Below are 18,849 nucleotides of genomic sequence, written 5' to 3' on the forward strand. Positions count from 1 at the left end.
GGGACCCAGCGCCGACGGGACCCAGCGCCGACGGGACCCAGCGCCGACGGGACACAGCGCCGACAGGACACAGCGCCGACGGGACACAGCGCCGACGTACACAGCGCCGAGGTGACCGGTCAGCGTTCCGGGACGTTCCGCTCGATCTCCGCGAGCCACACCGCCGCGTTGCCGTCGGACGGCGCCCGCCAGTCCCCGCGCGGGCTCAGCGAACCACCGGCAGACACCTTGGGGCCGTTGGGCATCGCCGACCGCTTGAACTGGCTGAAGCCGAAGAACCGCTTCACGAAGACGATCAGCCAGCTCCGGATGGCGGGCAGGTCGTAGGCGCGCCGGCGTTCCGGCGGGAAGCCGACCGGCCAACCGCCGGCCTCGACGTCACCCCAGGCATGCACCGCGAGGAATGCGATCTTCGACGGACGGAATCCGTACCGCAGTGTGTAGAACAGGTTGAAGTCCTGCAGCTCGTACGGGCCGATCGACTTCTCCGTGCTCTGCGGCACCTCGCCCTCCTTGACCGGGATCAATTCCGGTGAGATTTCCGTGCCCAGAATCGAGAGCAGGATGTCGTCCACCTGGTCGGAGAAGTCGTCGAGCCCGCTGACCCACCGGATCAGGTGCTGGATAAGAGTTTTCGGCACCCCGCCGTTGACGTTGTAGTGCGACATCTGGTCGCCTACCCCGTACGTGCTCCAGCCGAGCGCCAATTCCGACAGGTCACCGGTGCCCAGCACGATGCCGTGGTGGTGGTTGGCGAGACGGAACAGGTAGTCCGTGCGCAGACCGGCCTGGACGTTCTCGAAGGTGACGTCGTAGACCTCCTCGCCCCTCGAGTACGGGTGCTCGAGATCGGCCAGCATCTGCCGGGCGGCGGGCCGGATGTCGAGTTCCGCGGCCGTCACGTCCAGCGCCCGCATCAACGCCCAGGCGTTGGACTTGGTGGCGTCCCCGGTCGCGAAACCAGGCATGGTGAACGCCAGGATGTTGCTGCGCGGCAACCCGAGCAGATCCATCGCCCGCGCCGCGACGATCAGCGCGTGGGTGGAGTCGAGCCCGCCGGACACGCCGATCACCACCCGGTCGGTGTGGATCGCGCGGAGCCGCTGCACCAGTCCGTCGACCTGGATGTTGTAGGCCTCGTAGCAGTCCTGGGCCAGCCGGTCCGGGTCCGCGGGAACGAACGGGAAGCGCTCGATCGACCGGAGCAGGCCCAGGTCCCCGTCGGGCGGGTCCAGGGCGAACCCGATGGTGCGGTAGCCGTCCGAGCCGCCGACCACCCGGCTGTTGTCCTCGAAGGTGCCCTGCCTGGCCCGTTCCTGCCGGAGCAGGTCAAGGTCGACATCGGCGACGGTGACCTGCGGGTCGTCGGCGAACCGCGCACCCTGGCCGAGCAGCACGCCGTTCTCGAAGATGGTGGTCTGGCCATCCCAGCTCAGGTCGGTGGTCGACTCGCCCTGCCCGGCGGCGGCATAAAGGTAGGCGGCCAGGCAGCGCATGGACTGGCTGCGGCACAACAGACTTCGGGTGTGCGCGCGGCCGATGGTGATCGGGCTGCCCGACAGGTTCGTCAGGACGGTCGCGCCGGCGAGCGCCAGTCCACTGGACGGCGGGACGGGGACGAACATGTCCTCGCAGATCTCGACACCGACGGTCAGCCCCTCGACGTCGGTCGCGTCGAACAGCAGGTCGGTACCGAACGGCGCCGACGCACCGGCGACGGTGATCTGCAGGCCGGTGATCCCGCGCCCGGACGCGAACTGGCGGCGCTCGTAGAACTCGCGGTAGTTCGGCAGGTGCAGTTTGGGGACGACGCCGAGCACCCGCCCGCGGTGGATCACCACGGCGGTGTTGAACAGCCGGGCCCGATGCCGCAGCGGGGCGCCGACGATCAGCACCGGAAGCAACCCCGCGGTCGCGTCGATGATCGCCCGCAGGCCGGCGTGCACGGCGTCCAGGACCGCGTCCTGGCCGAGCAGGTCCTCGATGGAATAGCCGGTCAGCGCGAGTTCGGGGAACACCGCGACGGCGACGCCGCGGTCCGAGCAGCGGGTGGCGACCTCGACGATGCTGTCCGCGTTCCGGACCGGGTCGGCGATGACGACGTCCGCGGTGCACGCGGCGACGCGGGCGAAACCGTGCGCGTAGAGCGACTGGAACGTCATCGGTCCATCCTCGCCGACGCGGAGCCGGTGGCGTGAACCGGCTCGTCCTGCGGCGGCCCACCGACGAGCCCGGCTTCACCGCTGAACCGTTGACGGCGTGGCAGCGTGGTGTACGCAGAGCACGGACGCCCACCACGCCCGGATGCCGTCCCCGGTAGCCGTCGGGGGTGGCGGGAATCGGCAATCGCCGTGGTGGGCCGTTCGGCTCAGGTCTGGATGACGGCCCGGCGGAGGGGAGGTGCCAGTGACGCAGGATCCGTCGGCCGACGACTCCGCGGTCCCGCGCATCGGCGCCCGGTCGACGACGAGTGCGGACGACGAACTGCTGCGTGTCCTGCACGATCAGCACGCGGCGGCGCTGTGGGGATTCGTCCTGCACCTCACGGGCGGCGACCGCAGCCGTGCGGAGGACGTGGTTCAGGAGACGCTGTTCCGGGCGTGGCGCAAGCCCGCGGTGCTCGCACAGAAGGACGCCTCAGCCCGCGGCTGGCTGTTCACCGTGGCCAGGAACATCGTGGTGGACGACTGGCGCTCGGCGCAGCGCCGCCCGACGACGTCCTCCGAGCTCCTCCCGGAGTTGCTGGAACCCGACGGTACGGACACCGCGGTCCAATCGCTGATGGTCGCCGATGCACTGCGCCGGCTGACCCGCGATCATCGGGCCGTGCTGCTCGAGTGCTACTTCCGCGGCTGTACCGCGGCGCAGGCGGCCGGCCGGCTCGGCGTCCCGGTGGGCACGGTGAAGTCGCGGCTGCACTACGCGCTGCATGCATTGCGGTTGATCTTCGAGGAGATGGGGGTGGTGACGTGAGCGACCTGTGCCGCAGCGATGCCGCCTACGTGCTCGGTGCCCTGTCGCCCGCGGATCGGCACGCCTACGAGGACCACCTGCGGGGATGCGACGCGTGCCAGGCGTCCGTGCAACGCATTGCCGGGCTTCCCGGGTTGCTCGCACTGACGTCGGCGGAGGCCGTCGAGGACCCGGGTCCGCCGGTGCCAGAGACCCTGCTGCCGTCGCTGATCGCGAGGGTGCGGTCGGCGCAGCGGCGTCGCCGGTGGGCGACCGGGGGCTTGCTGGCCGCGGCCGCGGCGGCGGTCCTGGTGATCAGCGGGGTGCTGATCGTCCACGAGAACACGGAAGACGCGCTGTACGAGGCCGGCGGCGGCACCACCGCAGGGGCGACGACCAGCCCGGGAACGGTGCCCGCCGTCCCCGACGAGCAGACGCCGATGATCCCGGTGGTGCCCGGGCCGATGACGGCGTCGCTCGAGCTGACCGACAAGAAGTGGGGAACCGCGATCACGGTGATCTGCTCCTACACCGACACAATCGACTCGTCGGTGTCCTACGACCTTGCCGTCATCGACACCCAGGGACAGCACAGCCCCGCCGGCAGCTGGCGTGCCGTTCCGGGTGCGACCGCGAGAGTGGCGGTGGCGACGGCGGTTCCGCGGAACCGCATCGCGTCGCTCGAGGTGCTGCTGCCCGACGGCCGGACCATCCTGCGGTCATCCCCGTGACGGTGGTCCGCGACCGGGCCCGTGCACGGGGCGGCCGCCGGCGCCGCGGTGCAGACCCGGCGGACGGTCAGCGCGGCAGGCCGTACTGCAGCTGAACACCCTGTCCGACAGGCGGTCCGGCAGCAGCGCGCGGGTCGCGACGAGCGACTTCGCGACCGCGTTGATGAGGTAACGGGTGCGTGGCCGGTCGGTCGTCACGGCCTTCACGATGACCTCGGCGATGTCGTCGGCCGTCGACCCGAGCCGGGCGAGCGGCCCACTGCCGATGGTGCCGAAGGCCTTCCCGACAGCCTCCTTGTAGTCCGCGTACGGATCGGGCTCGCCGGACGCCCCGCCTGCCGCCGCGTCCGACTGCGCGATGCTGCCCGCGGCGATGTCGTTCCAGGGCGTGCGAACCGGACCCGGCTCGATCAGCACGACGTCGATGCCGAACTGCGCGAGCTCCATCCGCAGGGCGTCGCTCAGCCCTTCGACGGCGTACTTGCTGGCGTGGTAGAACGCGCCACCGGGGAGTGTGACCCGGCCGCCCATCGACGAGACGTTCAGGATCCGACCGGCTTTCGCCTTCCGCATCCCCGGCAGGACCAGCTGGGTGAGCCGCACCAGGCCGAAGAAGTTGGTCTCGAACTGCCGTCGGACGTCGTCCATCGGCACCTGCTCGACCGGTCCGTACAGCCCGTAGCCGGCGTTGTTGATCAGCACGGCGACGGCACCGGATTCGTCCTCGACTGCGCGGACAGCTGCGGCCATCGACTCCTCGTCGGTGACGTCGAGTGGGAGGGTCGCGATCCCGCGGTCCGCGAGGTCCGAGATGGACTCGAGGCGGCGTGCGGTCGCGTAGACAGGGCGTCCCGCATCGTGCAGAGCGATCGCCGCGGCGTGCCCGATACCGGACGAGCAACCGGTGATGAGGATGGCGCCGGTGGTGGGAATGGTCGGCATCGGATGCCCTTTCGTCGGTCGGTCAATGGTCGGTCTCTAACTGGTTGGTTACCAACCATGCCAGCGCGGTGTGACGCTGTCAATAACCAGTTAGTTACTGCTACGGTGGGCGGCACCATGCCTCCGGATTCCACTGACACCAAGCGCCGGTTGCTGGCGGCCGCACTCGACGAATTCGCCGAGCACGGCCTCGCCGGAGCGCGGGTCGACCGAATCGCCGAGCGCGCCAAGGCCAACAAACGGCTGATCTACGCGTACTTCGGCAACAAGGAGCAACTGTTCGACACCGTGATGGCGCATTCTCTCGGCGTCCTGGCCGACGCGGTGCCGTTCACTGCCGACGACCTGCCCGGTTATGCGGCCGGCCTCTTCGACCACATGATCCTGCACCCGGATCTGGTCCGGCTGACCCTGTGGAAGTCGCTCGAGCGGCCGGCAGTGTCCGTCCTTGAGATGGACGTCTACCGGCCGAAGGTGACCGACGTCGCGGCCGGTCAACGCGCCGGCACGATCGCCGAAGGGATAGCACCGATCGACGTGCTGATCCTGGTGATCGGCCTGGTGGCCTCGTGGTTCACCGCGTCGCCCTCCCTACAGGCGCTCGGCGACGGCGCGCCGCAGGAGCGGCTCCTGGAGCACCGGGAGGCCCTGATGCTTGCCGTCCATCGGATCACCGGGCCGTCGGGACAGATCGACCGCTGAGGTGACCGCCCGTGTCGGCTGCCTTGTGGAAAGTCCCGCCGCGGAGAGGCTGATGCGATGAGTTCGCGTGTGGTGCGGCGTCTACCCCGGTCGGCGACACCGGACCGACCCCAGTTCCTTTCGACAGGAGACACGACGATGCCCACCACGAACGACCCGCGTCCGCTGGACCTCTCGATGACCGCGGCGATCCGGAAGGACGGGGCGTTCGCGACCTACCTCGAACTGGCCGGCTGCGATGCGGCCCTGGGTACCCGTCGCGCGGTGAAGGTCGCCGGCACGCTTGACGGGCATCCGTTCCAGGCGACCCTGATGCCCTCGGGAACAGGGCCGCACTGGCTGCCGCTGCGCGCCGCACTCTGCAAAGCCATCGGCAAGTCGGAGTCCGACCAACACGTCGACGTGCACCTCCTGCAGCGCCTGAGCTGAGCTGCTTGATCCGACAGGTGACTGACGGCTGATTCGGGCCGCCTCCCCATCGCCCGGGTGGGCCTGGCGCAAACTGGGTACTGGACCCGGAGCCCGTGCGCGCGGGCGCCGAACCGGGACCCGGGAGGGATGGGAACGTGATTCGTCACGAGTGGTGGATCCACTTCGAACCCTCGCAGGGTGATGCCCGTCGCGAATGGATCTTCGCCGCCCAGCACTTCGGCGCACTCGGGTGGGACATCAGCGCCATCGGTTGCCGGGCGATCAGCCCGCAGGGTCACTGGTTCGAGATCAGCTCACCGGCCCGGGACCTCGTCGGCGTCGCGCCCACCCGGATGACGGCGTCCGCCTGTTGGCTGCGGCGGGTCGGTGGCCGGACGTACCGCGAGGTGGAATGGCTTGCCGGGAAGAACGGGCTCGATCTCGAGGTCAGGGAGAACCTCCACACCTTGCTCGGCGACCCGCTGCGATTGGCGAGTTGAGGTGGCCACCCGAGAGGCCGGCGCCGCACAGACCTATCCCGTCGTCCGGCAGGTGGTGCTGGACTGCACGGACGTGCGGAAGCTCGCCGAGTTCTACCGGGAGCTGCTGGGGATGCGATACCGGCCCGGGGACGAACCGCCCTCGGCGGGTCGCGACGATGCCGACTGGCTGGTGCTGCGGCCCACGAACGGGTCGGCCCAGCTGGCGTTCCAGCAGGTGGCGGAGCTGCCGGAGCCCACCTGGCCAGAGGGTCCGCGCCCGCAGATGCTGCACCTGGACATGACAGTGCCGGACACCGATGAGCTGCTGGCGCAGCGCGCGCGGGTGCTGGATCTGGGTGGTCGCCAACTGCTGGACCGCTTCGACGACCCGGACGAGCCGCTGTACGTTTTCGCCGACCCGGCCGGTCACCCGTTCTGCATCTTCGTGGGCTGACCGACTGTCCGTCGGCACGGCCCGGCCGACGCCTGGCGCGCTCCGGCTTGTCAGGTCCCAGCGCACCGCCATGCACCGAACGACGAATGCACCGAACAACGAATGCCCAGAAGGCGAACGCCCCGAAAGACGAACGCATCGACACCCAGGAGGACGAAAGTGGTAGCACTGCCAGCACTGTCCGTGCAGCTGTACTCCGTGCGGAACCAGCTCGCCGAAGATCTGCCCGGAACCCTGGCCAGGCTCGCCGAGATCGGGCTGACGAAAGTGGAGCCGTTCGACCTGCTCGGCGACCCTGACGGGTTGCGGGCGGCGCTGGACGCCAACCGGCTGTCGGCTCCCAGCGCCCACGCGCGGGTCGCGGATCCGGGCGTCGAGTTGGATCCGGTCTTCCGCGCGGCGCAGACGGTCGGCGTGCAGACCGTCGTGGCGCCGATGACTGATCCGTCCCGCTGGACTTCCCGCGAGGGTGTGCAGGGAGTGGCCGACGATCTGACCCGGGCCGCTGAGGTCGCTGCCGGCTACGGCCTGCAGGTCGGATACCACAACCACGCCTTCGAGCTGGAGAACACCGTCGACGGCCGGCCGGCCCTCGAGCTGCTGGCGGAGTTGCTGGACCCGACAGTCGTGCTGGAGGTCGACACCTACTGGGCGGCCGTCGGCGGCGGCTCGGTGCCCGAGCTGCTCGGCCGGCTCGGCGACCGGGTGCGGCTGCTGCATCTCAAGGACGGACCGATCAACAAGGAGAACTCGGAACAGCTGCCGCTCGGAGCCGGCGCCATGCCGGTGGTCGACATTGTCGCTGCGGCAAGAACGGTCGAGATCCCGGTCCTCGAGTTCGACGACTACGCAGGCGACTTGTTCGAGGGCATCGCCGAGAGTTACTCCTTCGCATCGGGTCTGCAGGTGAGCCGATGACGGCCGGGTCGGTGGCCGGCGGGCAGCAAGGACGGTCGGGTCCGGTCGGCGTCGCGATCGTCGGGGCCGGGAAGATCAGCGAGCAGTACCTGGCGCATCTGAACCGCTACCCCGATGTGCAGGTGTGCTTCGTCGCGGACCTGTTTCCCCAGCTGGCGAGCGCGAAGGCCGAGGAGTTCGGGATCGCAGCTTCCGGCACGGTGGAAGAGGCGTTCACCGCGGACGACGTGGAGATCGTCGTCAACCTGACGGTGCCGGTGGCCCACGCCGAGGTCGCATCGGCCGCGATGGCGGCGGGCAAACATGTCTGGAACGAGAAACCGCTTGCGTTGCAACGGGAAGCCGGTGCGGCGCTGGTCGCACAGGCGGCGCAGTCCGGCCTCATGCTGGGGTGTGCGCCGGACACCGTGCTCGGTCCGGGCCTGCAAACCGGGTTGCGGATGATCCGTCGCGGCGACATCGGCCGGCCGCTGACCGCGTCGATCGTCTTCCAGACGGGCGGCCCGCACCATTGGCACCCCAACCCCGACTTCCTGTACCAGGCCGGCGGCGGCCCGCTGCTCGATATGGGCCCGTACTACCTGACGGCTGTGACGCAGGTGTTCGGCCCGATCGCCGGGGTGGCGGCGCGCGCGTCGACGATGTCGCCGACCAGGACGATCGGATCCGGCCCACGCGCCGGGGAGGTCTTCGACGTCACGGTGCCCACCTTCGTCACCGCCATCTACGACTTCTCCGCCGGCGAGATCGCGGCGGCCACCTTCAGTTTCGACTCGCCGCTGTCCCGGATGGGGGTACTGGAGATCGCCGGCACGGACGCCACCATCGCGATGCCCGACCCCAACAAGTTCGGTGGCGACGTCCGCCTGTTCAGGGCCGGGGTCGATGACCCGGACACCGTGTCGGTCGACGAGGCCGGCGCGGGCCGCGGCATCGGTGTGGTCGACATGGCCCGGGCACTGCGCACCGGCGGCCGGCACCGGGCCACCGGGGAGCAGGGGCAGCACGTGCTGGACGCGATGTACGCGACCCTGGAATCGGCGGAGGGCGCCACCTTCGTGCCCGTCACGTCGACGTTCGGGCAGGTCGACCCGCTGCCGCCGGAGTGGGATCCGCTGGCCCGGACCGTGTAGGAAACTGGCCCGGACCGTGGAGGAAACGGCCCGGGCCAGCGGAGTGCATACGGTCAGACGCCGCTGATCAGCTCCTGCAGGGTGGCCCGCGCACCGCGCTCGTGCAACGCGGTCAACGTCGCGAGATAGGGCTCGGTGAAGCGGGTGTCGTCGACCAGATCGCCGAACAGCTCGCGGTTGGCCATGAACGCCAGCGGCTCGCTGCGCTGGCGTTGCGCGGTGGCGATCAGGGTGTCCTTGAGCCGGTCGACGACGTCGATCGGCTCGCCCTGTTCGTCGACGGCCTCGGCGTACCGGGCCCAGCTCGCGACGATCGCGGCCGACAGGGTGACCTGGCCGCCGGCGGCGAGGTTCTCCCTGACCACCGGGATCAGCCACTTCGGGATCCGGTCCGAGCTCTCCGCGCACAGCCGCGGCACCGTGTCGCGGACCCCGGCGTTGGAGAACCGTTCGATCAGCTGGCGCCGGTAGGCGTCCAGGTCGATCCCCGGCACCGGGCGGAGCGTCGGCGTTGCCTCTTCCTCCATGTAGTCGAGCAGGAACCGGGCGAACAGCGGGTCCTGGGCCACGTCGTGCACGAGCCGGTAGCCGGCCAGATAGCCGAAGTAGCACAGCCCCTGGTGGCTGGCGTTCAGCAACCGGAGCTTCATCAGCTCGTAGGGCTCGACGTCCTCCACGAGCTGCACACCGACGTCCTCCAGCGGTGGCCGGCCGTCGACGAAGTGGTCCTCCAGCACCCACTGGGTGAACGGCTCGCAGACCACCGGCCAGCCGTCGGCGATGCCGAACCGCTCGGCGATGTCCGCCCTGTCCTGGTCGGTGGTGGCCGGCGTGATCCGGTCCACCATCGAGTTCGGGAACTTCACGTTCCGCTCCACCCAGTCGCCGAGACCCTCGTCGCCCCAGGCTTTCCCACGTAGCCGGGCGAAAGTGGTGAACACCTTGTGCGCGACATGGCCGTTGCCCTGGATGTTGTCGCAGGACATGATCGTGAACGGCGGAATCCCACGGTCGCGGCGCCGCACCAGGGCCTCGGTGATCAGCCCGAAGGTGGTGGCCGGGACGGCGCCGGGGACCAGATCCGCGGCGACGGCGAGGTTCTCGGCATCGAACTCGCCGGTCACGTGGTGGAAGTTGTAGCCGCCCTCGGTGACCGTCAGCGAGACGATCCTGGTCGCCGGGTCGGCCATCTTCTCGATGACGGCATCAGGGTCGTCGGGGGCGAAGAGATACTCGACGATGGACCCGATGACCCTGGGCTCCCAGGTGCCGTCCGGGTCCTTGAGGACCAGCGTGTACAGGCAGTCCTGCTGGTCCATGACCTTCTTCATGGTGGCGTCGAACGGCATCACCCCGACGCCGCAGATGCCCCAGTCCAGCGCCTTGCCCTCGTTCATCAACCGGTCCAGGTACATCGCCTGGTGCGCGCGGTGGAACCCGCCGACACCGAAGTGCACGATGCCGGTGGTGACCTGGCTCCGGTCGTAGGACGGGCGGGGGATGTCCTCGCGCAGGTTCTCGAGGGACGCGGTGCTCAGTGCGAGCGGGGTGGAGATTCGGGTGCTGCTCACTTGACGGCTCCCAGGGACAGGCCCTGGACAAGCTTGTCCTGGGCGGCGAATCCGGCGATGAGGACGGGCAGCGAGACGACGGTGGTGGCCGCGCAGAGCTGGGCCAGGAACAGGCCCTGCGAGGTGACGAAGCCGGTCAGGTAGACGGGGGCGGTCTGCGCGACGACACCGGTCAGGACCTTGGCGAACAGCAACTCGTTCCAGGCGAAGATGAAGCAGATCAGCGCGGTCGCCGCGATACCGGGGGAGATGATCGGCACGATGATCCGGCGCAGTGTCTGCACCAGATTGGCGCCGTCGATGGATGCTGCCTCGAACAGAGCCGGCGGGACGTCGGCGAGGAACGAGCGGAGCATCCAGATCGCGATCGGCAGGTTCATCGCGGTGTAGATGATCACCATGAACCAGATGTTGTCCAGCAGCCCGATGGCCGATGCAATCAGGTAGATCGGCATCAGCCCGGCGACGGCGGGCAGCATCTTGGTGGTGAGGAAGAAGAACATCACGTCGGTCCACTTGCGCACCGGCTTCACCGACAACGCGTACGCGGCAGGGATGGCCAGCAGGATCACCAGGATGGTCGACCCGACCGACGCCCACGCGGAGTTGATCAGCGAGGGCCACGGGCTGGCGCCCGACTCGCCGCCGAAGAACGCCTTGTAGCCGTCCAGGGTGAGCGGCGCGAAGATGTCCGGCGGGTTCGATGCCGCGTCGATCTCGGAGTGGAAGCTGGTCAGCACCATCCAGGCCACGGGGGTGATGAACAGCAACCCGATCAGCCAGGTGAGGGTGGTGAGGGCGGATTTGCCGAGCCGGTTCTTGCTCTGTGGTTTCTCGGGGGCGGGTCGAGCCGCCCCAGTGGTCGTCGAGGGTGCGGTGATGGTCATTTGTTGTCCTCCGACAGCAGGCTGGAGACGTTCTTGACCGCGAACGTGGCGATGATGATGGATCCGATGACGACGATCACGCCCTGCGCGGAGGCGAGCCCGTAATCCTGTGCGGTGAACAGGGTCTGGTAGATGGTGAAGGGCAGGTTCGCGGTGCCCAGCGCGCCGGAGGTGATGGTGTAAACGGCGTCGAAGGTCTGGATCACGTAGATTGAGCCGAGTAACCCGGCCAGTTCCAGGTACTGCCGCATGTGCGGCAACGTCATGTGGGTGAACATCTGCCAGTGGTTGGCGCCGTCGACGGATGCGGCCTCGAGGACCTCACCGGGGCGGGACTGCAGGCCGGCCAGCAGGATCAGCGTCATGAACGGGGTCCACTGCCAGATCAGGGTGATCTCGATCGACAGCAGCGGGAACTGGGTGATCCAGTCCACCTGTGGTGCGTTGTCGCTGCCGAAGATTCCCCACACCCAGGTCATCACGCCGTTGAGCAGGCCGAAGATCGGGTTGTAGATCGCGTGTTTGAACACCAGCGCCGCCGCGACCGGGACGATCAGGAACGGCGTGATCATCATGGTGCGGACCAGGCCGCGGCCGCGGAACGCCCGGTTGAGCAGCAGCGCGATGCACAGGCCGAGGACGAGGCTGACCAGCACGACGGTGACCGTCATCAGGATGGTCACCCACACCGACCGCAGCAGGTCGGCGTCGGTGAAGACCTTGGCGTAGTTGGACAAGCCGGCGAAACCCCGCTGGTCAGGGCGGTAGGCGTTCCAGTTCATGAACGAGATGACCAGCGTCGCCACGAACGGCAACTGGGTCAGGATGATCGTGAAGATCAGCGCCGGCAGCAGCGGGATACGTCGGAACCATGCCTGTTTCGGGGTCAGCTCCAGCCTGTTGGGGACAGGCGCCTTCGGTGGCGCGGTGGCCGTCTTCGATTCGGTGGTGGAACTCATGCCGGGACCTCCGAGTGGGAGCAGATGCATGCAGTGGACAGCGGGCCGAGAATGCTGATTCCGGTGCTGATGTCGGGGAGGGTGATGGTTCTGGTGGTGGTCATTGTTGGTAGGTCACCCCGACGTCGGTCGCGAGTTCCTGGCCTCTGTTCAAGGCGTCGGTGACGCTCATCTGCCCGGCGATGGCACTGGAGATGTCCTGCGAGACCTTGGTTCCCAGATTGGTGAACTCCGGGATGTCGACGAACTGGATACCCACCGTCGGCCGCGGCTGCACGCCTGGGTTGGTCGGGTCGGCTTCGGTGATCGCCGTCTTGGTCGGTTCGGCGAACGCCTTCGCGGCCTCCACGTACTGCGGGATCTCGTACGTCGAGGCGCGTTTCCCGGCCGGTACCCGGGACCAACCGATCTCGTTGCCGACGAGGTTCTCGTAGTCCTTCCCGGACGCCCAGGAGATGAACGCCCACGCATCCGCCGATTTCGGGGTGCTCTTCTCGATGGCCCAGGACCACGCATAGAGCCAACCGGAGGCCTTGGTCTTCACCACCGGGGCCTGCGCGTAGGCGAGCTTGCCCTTGACCGGAGATTCGTCCGCCTCCAGGCTGCCGGCGGCAGACGTCGCGTCGTACCACATCGCGACCTTGCCCTGCGCGAGCGCCGTCAAGCACTCCGTGAAACCAGCTGACGGGGCACCGAACTCGCCGTGCTGCTGGACCAGGTTCACGTAGAACTCGGTGGCCTCGGTGAACCCCGGCGCGTTCACCTGCGCATTCCAGTCCTTGTCGAACCAGGTACCGCCGAAAGTGTTCACCACCGTGGTCAACGGGGCCATCACCTGGCCCCACCCCGGCTGACCACGCAGGCAGATGCCCCGCATGTCGGGCTGGGCGTTGTCGACCTGGGCCGCGATATCCGCGACCTCCTGCCAGGTCGGCCGCTCGGGCATCGTCAGGCCCTTCTCGTCCAGGACGTCCTTGCGGTACATCAGGAACGACGACTCCCCGTAGAACGGCTCTCCGTACAGCACACCATCCGCGCTCAATGATTGAGTCATCGACGGGAAGATGTCCGCCTGGTCGAACTCGGTGTCAGCCGCGACGAACTCGTCAAGCGGGTACAACCAATCATTGCCCGCGTAAATCGGGATCTCGAAGTTCGACAGCGTCGCCACGTCATACTGATTGGCCTGGCTCGTGAATTCCTGCGACACCTTGTCCCGCAGGTCATTCTCCGGCAACACCGTGTAATTCACCACGATCCCGGTCTCGGCGGTGAAATTCTCCGCCGTCAACCTCTGCAGATCCACCATCTGCGGGTTGTTCACCATCAACACGTTGATGGACCGGCCGCTGTCGGACTTCCCGCCGGCACCGGCGGTGCACGCGGTGGTCGCCATCAGCAGGGCGGTCGCGACCGCGACGGTCCTGGCGCCCCGTCCGGTGACGGTCCGTCCGGCGGAGCGCCGCCCGCGGGCTGCTCGCCCTGGGTCGTGGGTGGCTCTGCGGTGGGGCAGTCGCATGAGTCGTCCTCTCGATTGTTCGTGCGCACGGGTGCGCGCTGAACCGCCCGTCCGGGGGATCCCGGCCGGTGGTGGGTGGCTGTGCGGTTGTGTGCGGCCGGCGGCTAGACGCGGACCACGGCTGGTCCCAAGGCGCTGTAACGGTGGGCGTCGTGCGAGGACATTCCGGTGTCGGTGACGAGGGTTTCGAAGTCCGCGACGTCCGCGAACTTGCAGAAGCTGTTGATGCCGAACTTGGTGTGGACCCCGACGAACAGGCGGCGGCGGGAGACCTCGACGACCTTGCGCTTGACGGCCGACACCGCCGGCACCGGCGTGGTGAGGCCGCGGTCCCGGGAGATGCCGTTGGTGCCGAGCACGGCGAGATCGATCACCAGATCCGAGAGCATGGCGATAGCCCAGTGATCATTGGTCGCCAAGGTGTGGCCGCGGACCCTTCCGCCGAGCATGATCACCGACATGTTCTCCGCCGGCGCGAGCAGTCCGGCCGCGGTGAGCGAGGAAGTCACCACGGTGAGCGGGCGTTGCAGTTGCAGCAGTTCCTCGGCGACCAGTTGCGGGGTGAAACCCTCATCCAGGTAGACGGTCTCGGCGTCACCCAGGTTCTCCACGGCGGCAACTGCAATCCGCCGCTTCTCGGGCACCCGGTGCCCGCTCCGGTGATCCATGTTCGACTCGAACCCGGCACCCTCGACGGGATACGCGCCGCCGTGGATGCGGCGGACGAGCCCGTGCTCCTCGAGCACCTTGAGATCACGCCGAACGGTCTCGGCGGCGACATCGAGCCGGACCGCGACCTCGGAGACCTCGATGTGGCCCGTTCCGCGGGCGTGATCGAGGATCATCCGCCGCCGCTCCTCGCCCTGCTTGGTCTGCACTGACCTCACCCGCTCTCCCGACTCCGTCTCGCCGCGCTGTGTCGATCTGCCTGTCGATCTGCCTGAGCCCGTTACTCGGGCGCATCTACCGGTGCGCATCGAACTGTGTGAATGATGGTTCGTGTGGTGCGGCTCTCACAATGGTCCGTCAACGGTCACGCGTCGAGTGGTTGTCGTCACATCGTGTAGTCCGGTTGTTGCCCGGATACGGGCAGGCCAAACTCGGGTTAGCAGGGCGCTGCTGGGCATTTCGGGCGGGCCGGCTGCCCGAAACCATGCCCGGCGGCGACCGTTCCGTGTGGTTCTCCGGGCGATGCCCGCCGGAGCGCCCGGTTTCGGGTCGTCCCGGTCCGCGCCGGCGCCGTTGAATCCGCTCGCGACAGCGACATCGTCGAAGGTCGTGTCCTGCAGAGCAGCAGGATCCTTCGCGATCCGCCGACCACGAGCCCATCAGGCATTCGCGCCGACCCGTGCGACGCCCGGCAGAACGACGACCTTCATCGCGGCCGGGTCTGCATCCAGCGACAGCGCCCGCTCCGCGTCCTCCAGCCCGTAGCGCGAGGTGACCATCCGGTCGAGTTCCACCCGGCCGGACGCGGCGAGCGCGATGGCGGTGGGGTAGGTGTTGGCGTACCGGAACGTGCCGGTGACGGTGATCTCCCGACCCTGGATCAGCCCGAGCGGCAGGGTGATCTCGTCGGCGCCCATCCCGACCAGCACCAGCCTGCCGGCCGGGCGCACGGCCCGGATCGCCTGTGCGATCGCCGGCGGCGCGCCGGAGCAGTCGATGGCAGCGTCGACGTCGAGCCCGTCGATCTCCCCGCCGTCGGTGCGCGCGTCCAGCGTCCTGGTCGCCCCGAAGCTGCGGGCGGCCGCCAGCCGGGCCGGTGCGACGTCGGAGACGACGATCTCGGTGGCACCGAGCGCGCGCGCCACCTGCACGGTCATGATGCCGATCGGCCCGGCGCCGCTGATCAGCACCCGGCGGCCCGCGCCGACCTGGGCCTTGTCACAGGCCCACACCCCCACGGACAGCGGCTCCATCAGTGCCGCGGCGTCATCGGACAGGGTGTCCGGTACCGGATGGGCGAAATCGGCTGCCAGCGCGACGAACTCGGCGAACGTCCCGTCGATCGGGGGAGTGGCGAAGAACCGCACATCCCGGCAGAGGTTGTACCGGCCAGCCTTGCACTCCCGGCACAACCGGCACGGCACGCCGGGCTCGAGCGCAACGCGCTGGCCGATCCGGCCCGGGTCGACGCCCTGTCCGACTGCGGTGATCCGGCCGCCCGCTTCATGCCCGAGCACCAGTGGCTCGCGCACCACGTACTCGGCGATCCGGCCGTGCCGGTAGTAGTGGACGTCCGATCCGCAGATGCCGACCGAGCCGATCTGCACCAGTACCTCACCCGGGCCGGGACGTGGCACGGGGCGCTCTTCGAGTTCGACCTTGCCCGGTCCGTGCAGCACGCTGACCCGCATGGAGGTGGGCTGTTCAGCCGCAGTATGCGCTGAATCGGTGCGGGAAGTGGCCGTGTGGGTCCGTGACTGCGTCGTGGCGGGACTGCCGCCGTGACCGGGTTGGGCGGTGGAAACCATCTGTTGACCTCCGGACGGGACTGGAACTCGGAACACCGACCGTCGCACCGGATGTGGCCGTCGCGAAGTGTGATCGAGGTGCTGCCGGTGCCCGGACTCTGTGGGTCTTGCTCGGTCGCCGTGGGTCTTGCCCGGACTCTGTGGGTCTTGCTCGGTCGCCGTGGGTCTTGCTCGGTCGCCGTGGGTCTTCCCGGTCGCCTCCCCCGCGCGGTCCACCCACAGGTGGATTGCCTGCGGTGCGGGGCGCCCTAGTGTTCGACCATGCTCCGCACTCTCAACCGCTGGCTGGAGGTCAATCGCTGGGTCGGCGACGCCATCATCGTGGGCGTCCTGCTCGTCCTGACCCTGATCGGATATTTCGCGTCCGGGCAGCGGGCCGAGTTGGTCGTCAGTGCGATTCTGATCCTCCCGCTCTTCGCGCGCCGGTCCCTGCCGCGCATGGTCTCGGTCGTCGTCGCCCTGCTCTGCCTCTGGCAGTTGACGGTGGTGTCCGGGCCGATCCTGGGTGACGTCGCGGTGGTGATCGTGGTCCATGCCGCCACGGCGCACGTCCGGGCGCGCTGGTGGGGGATCACGACGTGGGCAGCCGCGGTGTGCGGAGCGGGCCTCGGGGCGGTGCTGTGGTTCGGGGCCGACGCGCCGGGTCTCGCGATGGTCGGCTTCGCCGCCGGCTTCGGCGCGGTGTCCGCCGCCTACCTGCTCGGCGCGCGGCAACGTGACCAGCGCGAGCACGTCGAGGAGCAACTGGCGGCGCTCGAGGAACGCAACAGGCTGCTGGCCGTCGAGCGGGACCAGCGGGCCGAGATGGCCGCAGCGCGGGAACGCACCACCATCGCCCGCGAACTGCACGACATCGTCGCCCACTCGCTGACCGTGATCGTGGTGCAGGCAGACGGCGCGGCGGCAGCGGTCCGGGCGGCACCGGACCGGGCGGACATCGCGCCGATGGTGCTCGACACCATCGCTGCCACCAGCCGGGAAGCGCTGGCCGAGATGCGCCGGCTGGTCGGCGTCCTGCGGTCCGGTGCGGCACCGGATGCGTCTACCGTGTCCTCCTCCGGGTCTGGCCTGGCCTCCGGCTTCAAGCTGGTCTCCGGCTCTGGCCCGGGTTCTGGTTCCGGCCCGGTTCCCGCCTCAGGCCCGGGCTCCGGTCGGGGTTCTGGTTCCGCCCCAGTTCCCGGCTCAGGTTCAGGCCCGGGCTCTGCCTCGGGCCCGGCTCCCGCCGCGGGTGAGGCGCCGGTGGTATACGCACCGTCGCCGGGCGTCCCGGATCTGGCCCCGTTGATCGAGCAGGTGACCGGCACCGGCCTCGACGTCACGCTCACCGTGTCCGGTCGGCAGCGGCCGCTGCCGCCGGCGCTGGGGTTGACGGTCTACCGGATCGTCCAGGAGGGCCTGACCAACGTGCTGCGACACGGCGGCCCGGCGGCCTCCGCCGAGGTCGAGTTGCTCTTCGGAGCAACCCATCTCGAGCTGACGGTAACTGACGACGGTCGCGGTGCGGCAGCATCGCCGGGGCCGTTCGGTGACGAGGGCGCCGGCGGGCACGGGTTGGTCGGCATGCGGGAGCGGGTCAGGGTGCACGGCGGGACTCTGGCCACCGGGCCGCGGCAGGGCGGCGGCTTTCAGGTGGCCGTGACGCTGCCGTTGCCACCAGCTCCGCCCGGCTCGACCGCCGTGGGAGCCGGCCCCGCCGCGGATACCCGGCCGATTGCGGGATCCGGCGTCACCGCCGCGGCGAACGACGGCCCGCGATGACGATCCGGGTCTTCATCGTCGACGACCAGGCCCTCGTCCGGGCGGGCTTCCGGATGCTCGTGGACGCCCAGCCGGACATGACCGTGGTCGGTGAAGCCGCCGACGGCGCCCAGGCCGTGGCCGCCATCGGGCCGACCGGTCCCGTTCGATCGCGCACCGACGTCGTGCTGATGGACGTCCGCATGCCGGTGATGGACGGTGTTCAAGCCACCGGCCGGATCACCGGAGGTCCCGGCGGCCCCGCAGACGCCCCGAAGGTGCTGGTGCTGACCACCTTCGACCTCGACGAGTACGTGTTCGCCGCGCTGCGGGCAGGGGCGAGCGGGTTCCTGCTGAAGGACGCCCGACCGGACGAACTGCTCGGTGCCATCCGCTCGGTCGCCGCCGGGGACGCCGTCGTCGCACCCAGTGCGACCCGTCGGCTGCTCGAACAGGTCACCCACGCACTGCCCGGCGGGCCGGCCGAGCCCGATCGGCACCGGGAGCTGCTCGGAACGCTGACGAACCGCGAGCGGGAGGTGCTGGTGGAAGTGGCGGCCGGCGCGACCAACGCCGAGATCGCGACCCGGCTGTACATGGCGGAGGCGACCGTCAAGACGCACATCGGCCGACTGCTGGCGAAGCTGCATCGCCGCGATCGGGTCGGCCTGGTGGTACTCGCCTACGAGAGCGGCCTGGTCCAGCGCCGCTGAGCCCGCAACCTGGCTGAAGAGGGCGGGGCCGGTCCAGCGCCGCTGAGCCGCTGCGACCACGGGTGCCTCGCCGACGCAGGTCCACCCACGGTCGTAGCCACCGTCGCCGCATCAGGGCCCGTGCTCCGATGGCAACGAGCGCCGCCGCTCCTAGCGTGCTGGGTGCCGTCATTTCGCCGCACCAGCGGCAAAGCGGCTTCAGCTCAGGGAGTTTCACGTCATGACGCCAACAGTGCCAACCGGGGTGCCAACCGGGGTGCC

The 18,849-nt window shown here is 69.1% G+C and carries 18 protein-coding genes; 10 read left to right on the forward strand and 8 right to left on the reverse strand.

Going from position 1 to position 18,849, the window contains the following annotated elements; translation table 11 throughout:
- Positions 1 to 119: 119 nt before the first annotated feature.
- Positions 120 to 2,162, reverse strand: coding sequence for an NAD(+) synthase (locus tag ACVBEQ_RS21510; RefSeq protein ID WP_447155448.1), 2,043 nt, complete (start codon positions 2,160 to 2,162; stop codon positions 120 to 122).
- Between the two features lie 286 nt (positions 2,163 to 2,448).
- Here ACVBEQ_RS21510 and ACVBEQ_RS21515 point away from each other — a divergent pair, with 286 nt between their 5' ends.
- Both ACVBEQ_RS21515 and ACVBEQ_RS21520 read left to right on the forward strand, forming a co-directional pair.
- Complete coding sequence (locus ACVBEQ_RS21515) at positions 2,449 to 2,973, forward strand: sigma-70 family RNA polymerase sigma factor (protein ID WP_447155520.1); 525 nt, start codon at positions 2,449 to 2,451, stop codon at positions 2,971 to 2,973.
- Positions 2,970 to 3,683, forward strand: coding sequence for an anti-sigma factor family protein (locus tag ACVBEQ_RS21520; RefSeq protein ID WP_447155449.1), 714 nt, complete (start codon positions 2,970 to 2,972; stop codon positions 3,681 to 3,683). Before ACVBEQ_RS21515 ends, ACVBEQ_RS21520 begins: the two co-directional genes overlap by 4 nt.
- Here the strand turns inward: ACVBEQ_RS21520 and ACVBEQ_RS21525 are convergent.
- A complete protein-coding gene (locus tag ACVBEQ_RS21525) occupies positions 3,672 to 4,625 on the reverse strand; it encodes an oxidoreductase (protein WP_447155450.1) in 954 nt (317 codons plus the stop codon). The genes ACVBEQ_RS21520 and ACVBEQ_RS21525 overlap by 12 nt on opposite strands.
- A gap of 117 nt (positions 4,626 to 4,742) precedes the next feature.
- Between ACVBEQ_RS21525 and ACVBEQ_RS21530 the strand changes: the two genes are divergently transcribed.
- From ACVBEQ_RS21530 to ACVBEQ_RS21555, 6 genes are all read left to right on the forward strand, one after another.
- Positions 4,743 to 5,327, forward strand: coding sequence for a TetR/AcrR family transcriptional regulator (locus ACVBEQ_RS21530; RefSeq protein WP_447155451.1), 585 nt, complete (start codon positions 4,743 to 4,745; stop codon positions 5,325 to 5,327).
- 138 nt (positions 5,328 to 5,465) lie between these two features.
- Complete coding sequence (locus ACVBEQ_RS21535) at positions 5,466 to 5,756, forward strand: DUF1905 domain-containing protein (RefSeq protein WP_447155452.1); 291 nt, start codon at positions 5,466 to 5,468, stop codon at positions 5,754 to 5,756.
- A 137-nt stretch (positions 5,757 to 5,893) separates the two neighbouring features.
- Positions 5,894 to 6,238, forward strand: coding sequence for a hypothetical protein (locus ACVBEQ_RS21540; RefSeq protein WP_447155453.1), 345 nt, complete (start codon positions 5,894 to 5,896; stop codon positions 6,236 to 6,238).
- A 1-nt stretch (position 6,239) separates the two neighbouring features.
- A complete protein-coding gene (locus tag ACVBEQ_RS21545) occupies positions 6,240 to 6,674 on the forward strand; it encodes a VOC family protein (protein WP_447155454.1) in 435 nt (144 codons plus the stop codon).
- Positions 6,675 to 6,833: 159 nt separating this feature from the next.
- Positions 6,834 to 7,592, forward strand: coding sequence for a sugar phosphate isomerase/epimerase family protein (locus ACVBEQ_RS21550; RefSeq protein ID WP_447155455.1), 759 nt, complete (start codon positions 6,834 to 6,836; stop codon positions 7,590 to 7,592).
- Complete coding sequence (locus ACVBEQ_RS21555) at positions 7,589 to 8,725, forward strand: Gfo/Idh/MocA family protein (protein ID WP_447155456.1); 1,137 nt, start codon at positions 7,589 to 7,591, stop codon at positions 8,723 to 8,725. Before ACVBEQ_RS21550 ends, ACVBEQ_RS21555 begins: the two co-directional genes overlap by 4 nt.
- Before the next feature lie 53 nt (positions 8,726 to 8,778).
- On the opposite strand, the gene ACVBEQ_RS21560 is transcribed toward ACVBEQ_RS21555, so the two are convergent.
- The 6 genes from ACVBEQ_RS21560 to ACVBEQ_RS21585 all read right to left on the reverse strand — a co-directional run bounded on the left by ACVBEQ_RS21560 (position 8,779) and on the right by ACVBEQ_RS21585 (position 16,021).
- Positions 8,779 to 10,296, reverse strand: a complete 1,518-nt coding sequence (locus ACVBEQ_RS21560) for a mannitol dehydrogenase family protein (protein WP_447155457.1) — start codon at positions 10,294 to 10,296, stop codon at positions 8,779 to 8,781.
- Complete coding sequence (locus ACVBEQ_RS21565; protein ID WP_447155458.1) at positions 10,293 to 11,183, reverse strand: carbohydrate ABC transporter permease; 891 nt, start codon at positions 11,181 to 11,183, stop codon at positions 10,293 to 10,295. Before ACVBEQ_RS21565 ends, ACVBEQ_RS21560 begins: the two co-directional genes overlap by 4 nt.
- On the reverse strand, positions 11,180 to 12,142 hold the full coding sequence (locus ACVBEQ_RS21570) for a carbohydrate ABC transporter permease (protein WP_447155459.1): 963 nt from the start codon (positions 12,140 to 12,142) through the stop codon (positions 11,180 to 11,182). Before ACVBEQ_RS21570 ends, ACVBEQ_RS21565 begins: the two co-directional genes overlap by 4 nt.
- A gap of 100 nt (positions 12,143 to 12,242) precedes the next feature.
- Positions 12,243 to 13,661, reverse strand: a complete 1,419-nt coding sequence (locus ACVBEQ_RS21575) for an ABC transporter substrate-binding protein (protein WP_447155460.1) — start codon at positions 13,659 to 13,661, stop codon at positions 12,243 to 12,245.
- A gap of 104 nt (positions 13,662 to 13,765) precedes the next feature.
- The gene (locus ACVBEQ_RS21580) at positions 13,766 to 14,539 is read right to left on the reverse strand and encodes a DeoR/GlpR family DNA-binding transcription regulator (RefSeq protein WP_447155521.1); all 774 of its coding nucleotides are present in this window, start codon (positions 14,537 to 14,539) and stop codon (positions 13,766 to 13,768) included.
- Between the two features lie 450 nt (positions 14,540 to 14,989).
- Complete coding sequence (locus ACVBEQ_RS21585; protein WP_447155461.1) at positions 14,990 to 16,021, reverse strand: NAD(P)-dependent alcohol dehydrogenase; 1,032 nt, start codon at positions 16,019 to 16,021, stop codon at positions 14,990 to 14,992.
- Positions 16,022 to 16,399: 378 nt separating this feature from the next.
- On the opposite strand from ACVBEQ_RS21585, the gene ACVBEQ_RS21590 reads away from it, so the two are divergent.
- Positions 16,400 to 17,896: a sensor histidine kinase gene (locus ACVBEQ_RS21590; RefSeq protein WP_447155462.1), complete on the forward strand. Its 1,497-nt coding sequence runs from the start codon at positions 16,400 to 16,402 to the stop codon at positions 17,894 to 17,896.
- The gene (locus tag ACVBEQ_RS21595) at positions 17,893 to 18,588 is read left to right on the forward strand and encodes a response regulator (protein WP_447155463.1); all 696 of its coding nucleotides are present in this window, start codon (positions 17,893 to 17,895) and stop codon (positions 18,586 to 18,588) included. Before ACVBEQ_RS21590 ends, ACVBEQ_RS21595 begins: the two co-directional genes overlap by 4 nt.
- The last annotated feature ends 261 nt before the right edge of the window (positions 18,589 to 18,849 follow it).

The organism is Nakamurella sp. GG22 (assembly GCF_052976845.2).

Excerpts from the sequence above, each read along its gene's own strand:
- ACVBEQ_RS21525 (WP_447155450.1), bottom strand. The coding sequence starts at position 4,625 with ATGCCGACCATTCCCACCACCGGCGCCATCCTCATCACCGGTTGCTCG.
- ACVBEQ_RS21575 (WP_447155460.1), bottom strand. The coding sequence starts at position 13,661 with ATGCGACTGCCCCACCGCAGAGCCACCCACGACCCAGGGCGAGCAGCC.
- ACVBEQ_RS21565 (WP_447155458.1), bottom strand. The coding sequence starts at position 11,183 with ATGACCATCACCGCACCCTCGACGACCACTGGGGCGGCTCGACCCGCC.
- ACVBEQ_RS21590 (WP_447155462.1), top strand. The coding sequence starts at position 16,400 with ATGCTCCGCACTCTCAACCGCTGGCTGGAGGTCAATCGCTGGGTCGGC.
- ACVBEQ_RS21585 (WP_447155461.1), bottom strand. The coding sequence starts at position 16,021 with ATGCGGGTCAGCGTGCTGCACGGACCGGGCAAGGTCGAACTCGAAGAG.
- ACVBEQ_RS21555 (WP_447155456.1), top strand. The coding sequence starts at position 7,589 with ATGACGGCCGGGTCGGTGGCCGGCGGGCAGCAAGGACGGTCGGGTCCG.
- ACVBEQ_RS21570 (WP_447155459.1), bottom strand. The coding sequence starts at position 12,142 with ATGAGTTCCACCACCGAATCGAAGACGGCCACCGCGCCACCGAAGGCG.
- ACVBEQ_RS21595 (WP_447155463.1), top strand. The coding sequence starts at position 17,893 with ATGACGATCCGGGTCTTCATCGTCGACGACCAGGCCCTCGTCCGGGCG.
- ACVBEQ_RS21510 (WP_447155448.1), bottom strand. The coding sequence starts at position 2,162 with ATGACGTTCCAGTCGCTCTACGCGCACGGTTTCGCCCGCGTCGCCGCG.
- ACVBEQ_RS21530 (WP_447155451.1), top strand. The coding sequence starts at position 4,743 with ATGCCTCCGGATTCCACTGACACCAAGCGCCGGTTGCTGGCGGCCGCA.
- ACVBEQ_RS21535 (WP_447155452.1), top strand. The coding sequence starts at position 5,466 with ATGCCCACCACGAACGACCCGCGTCCGCTGGACCTCTCGATGACCGCG.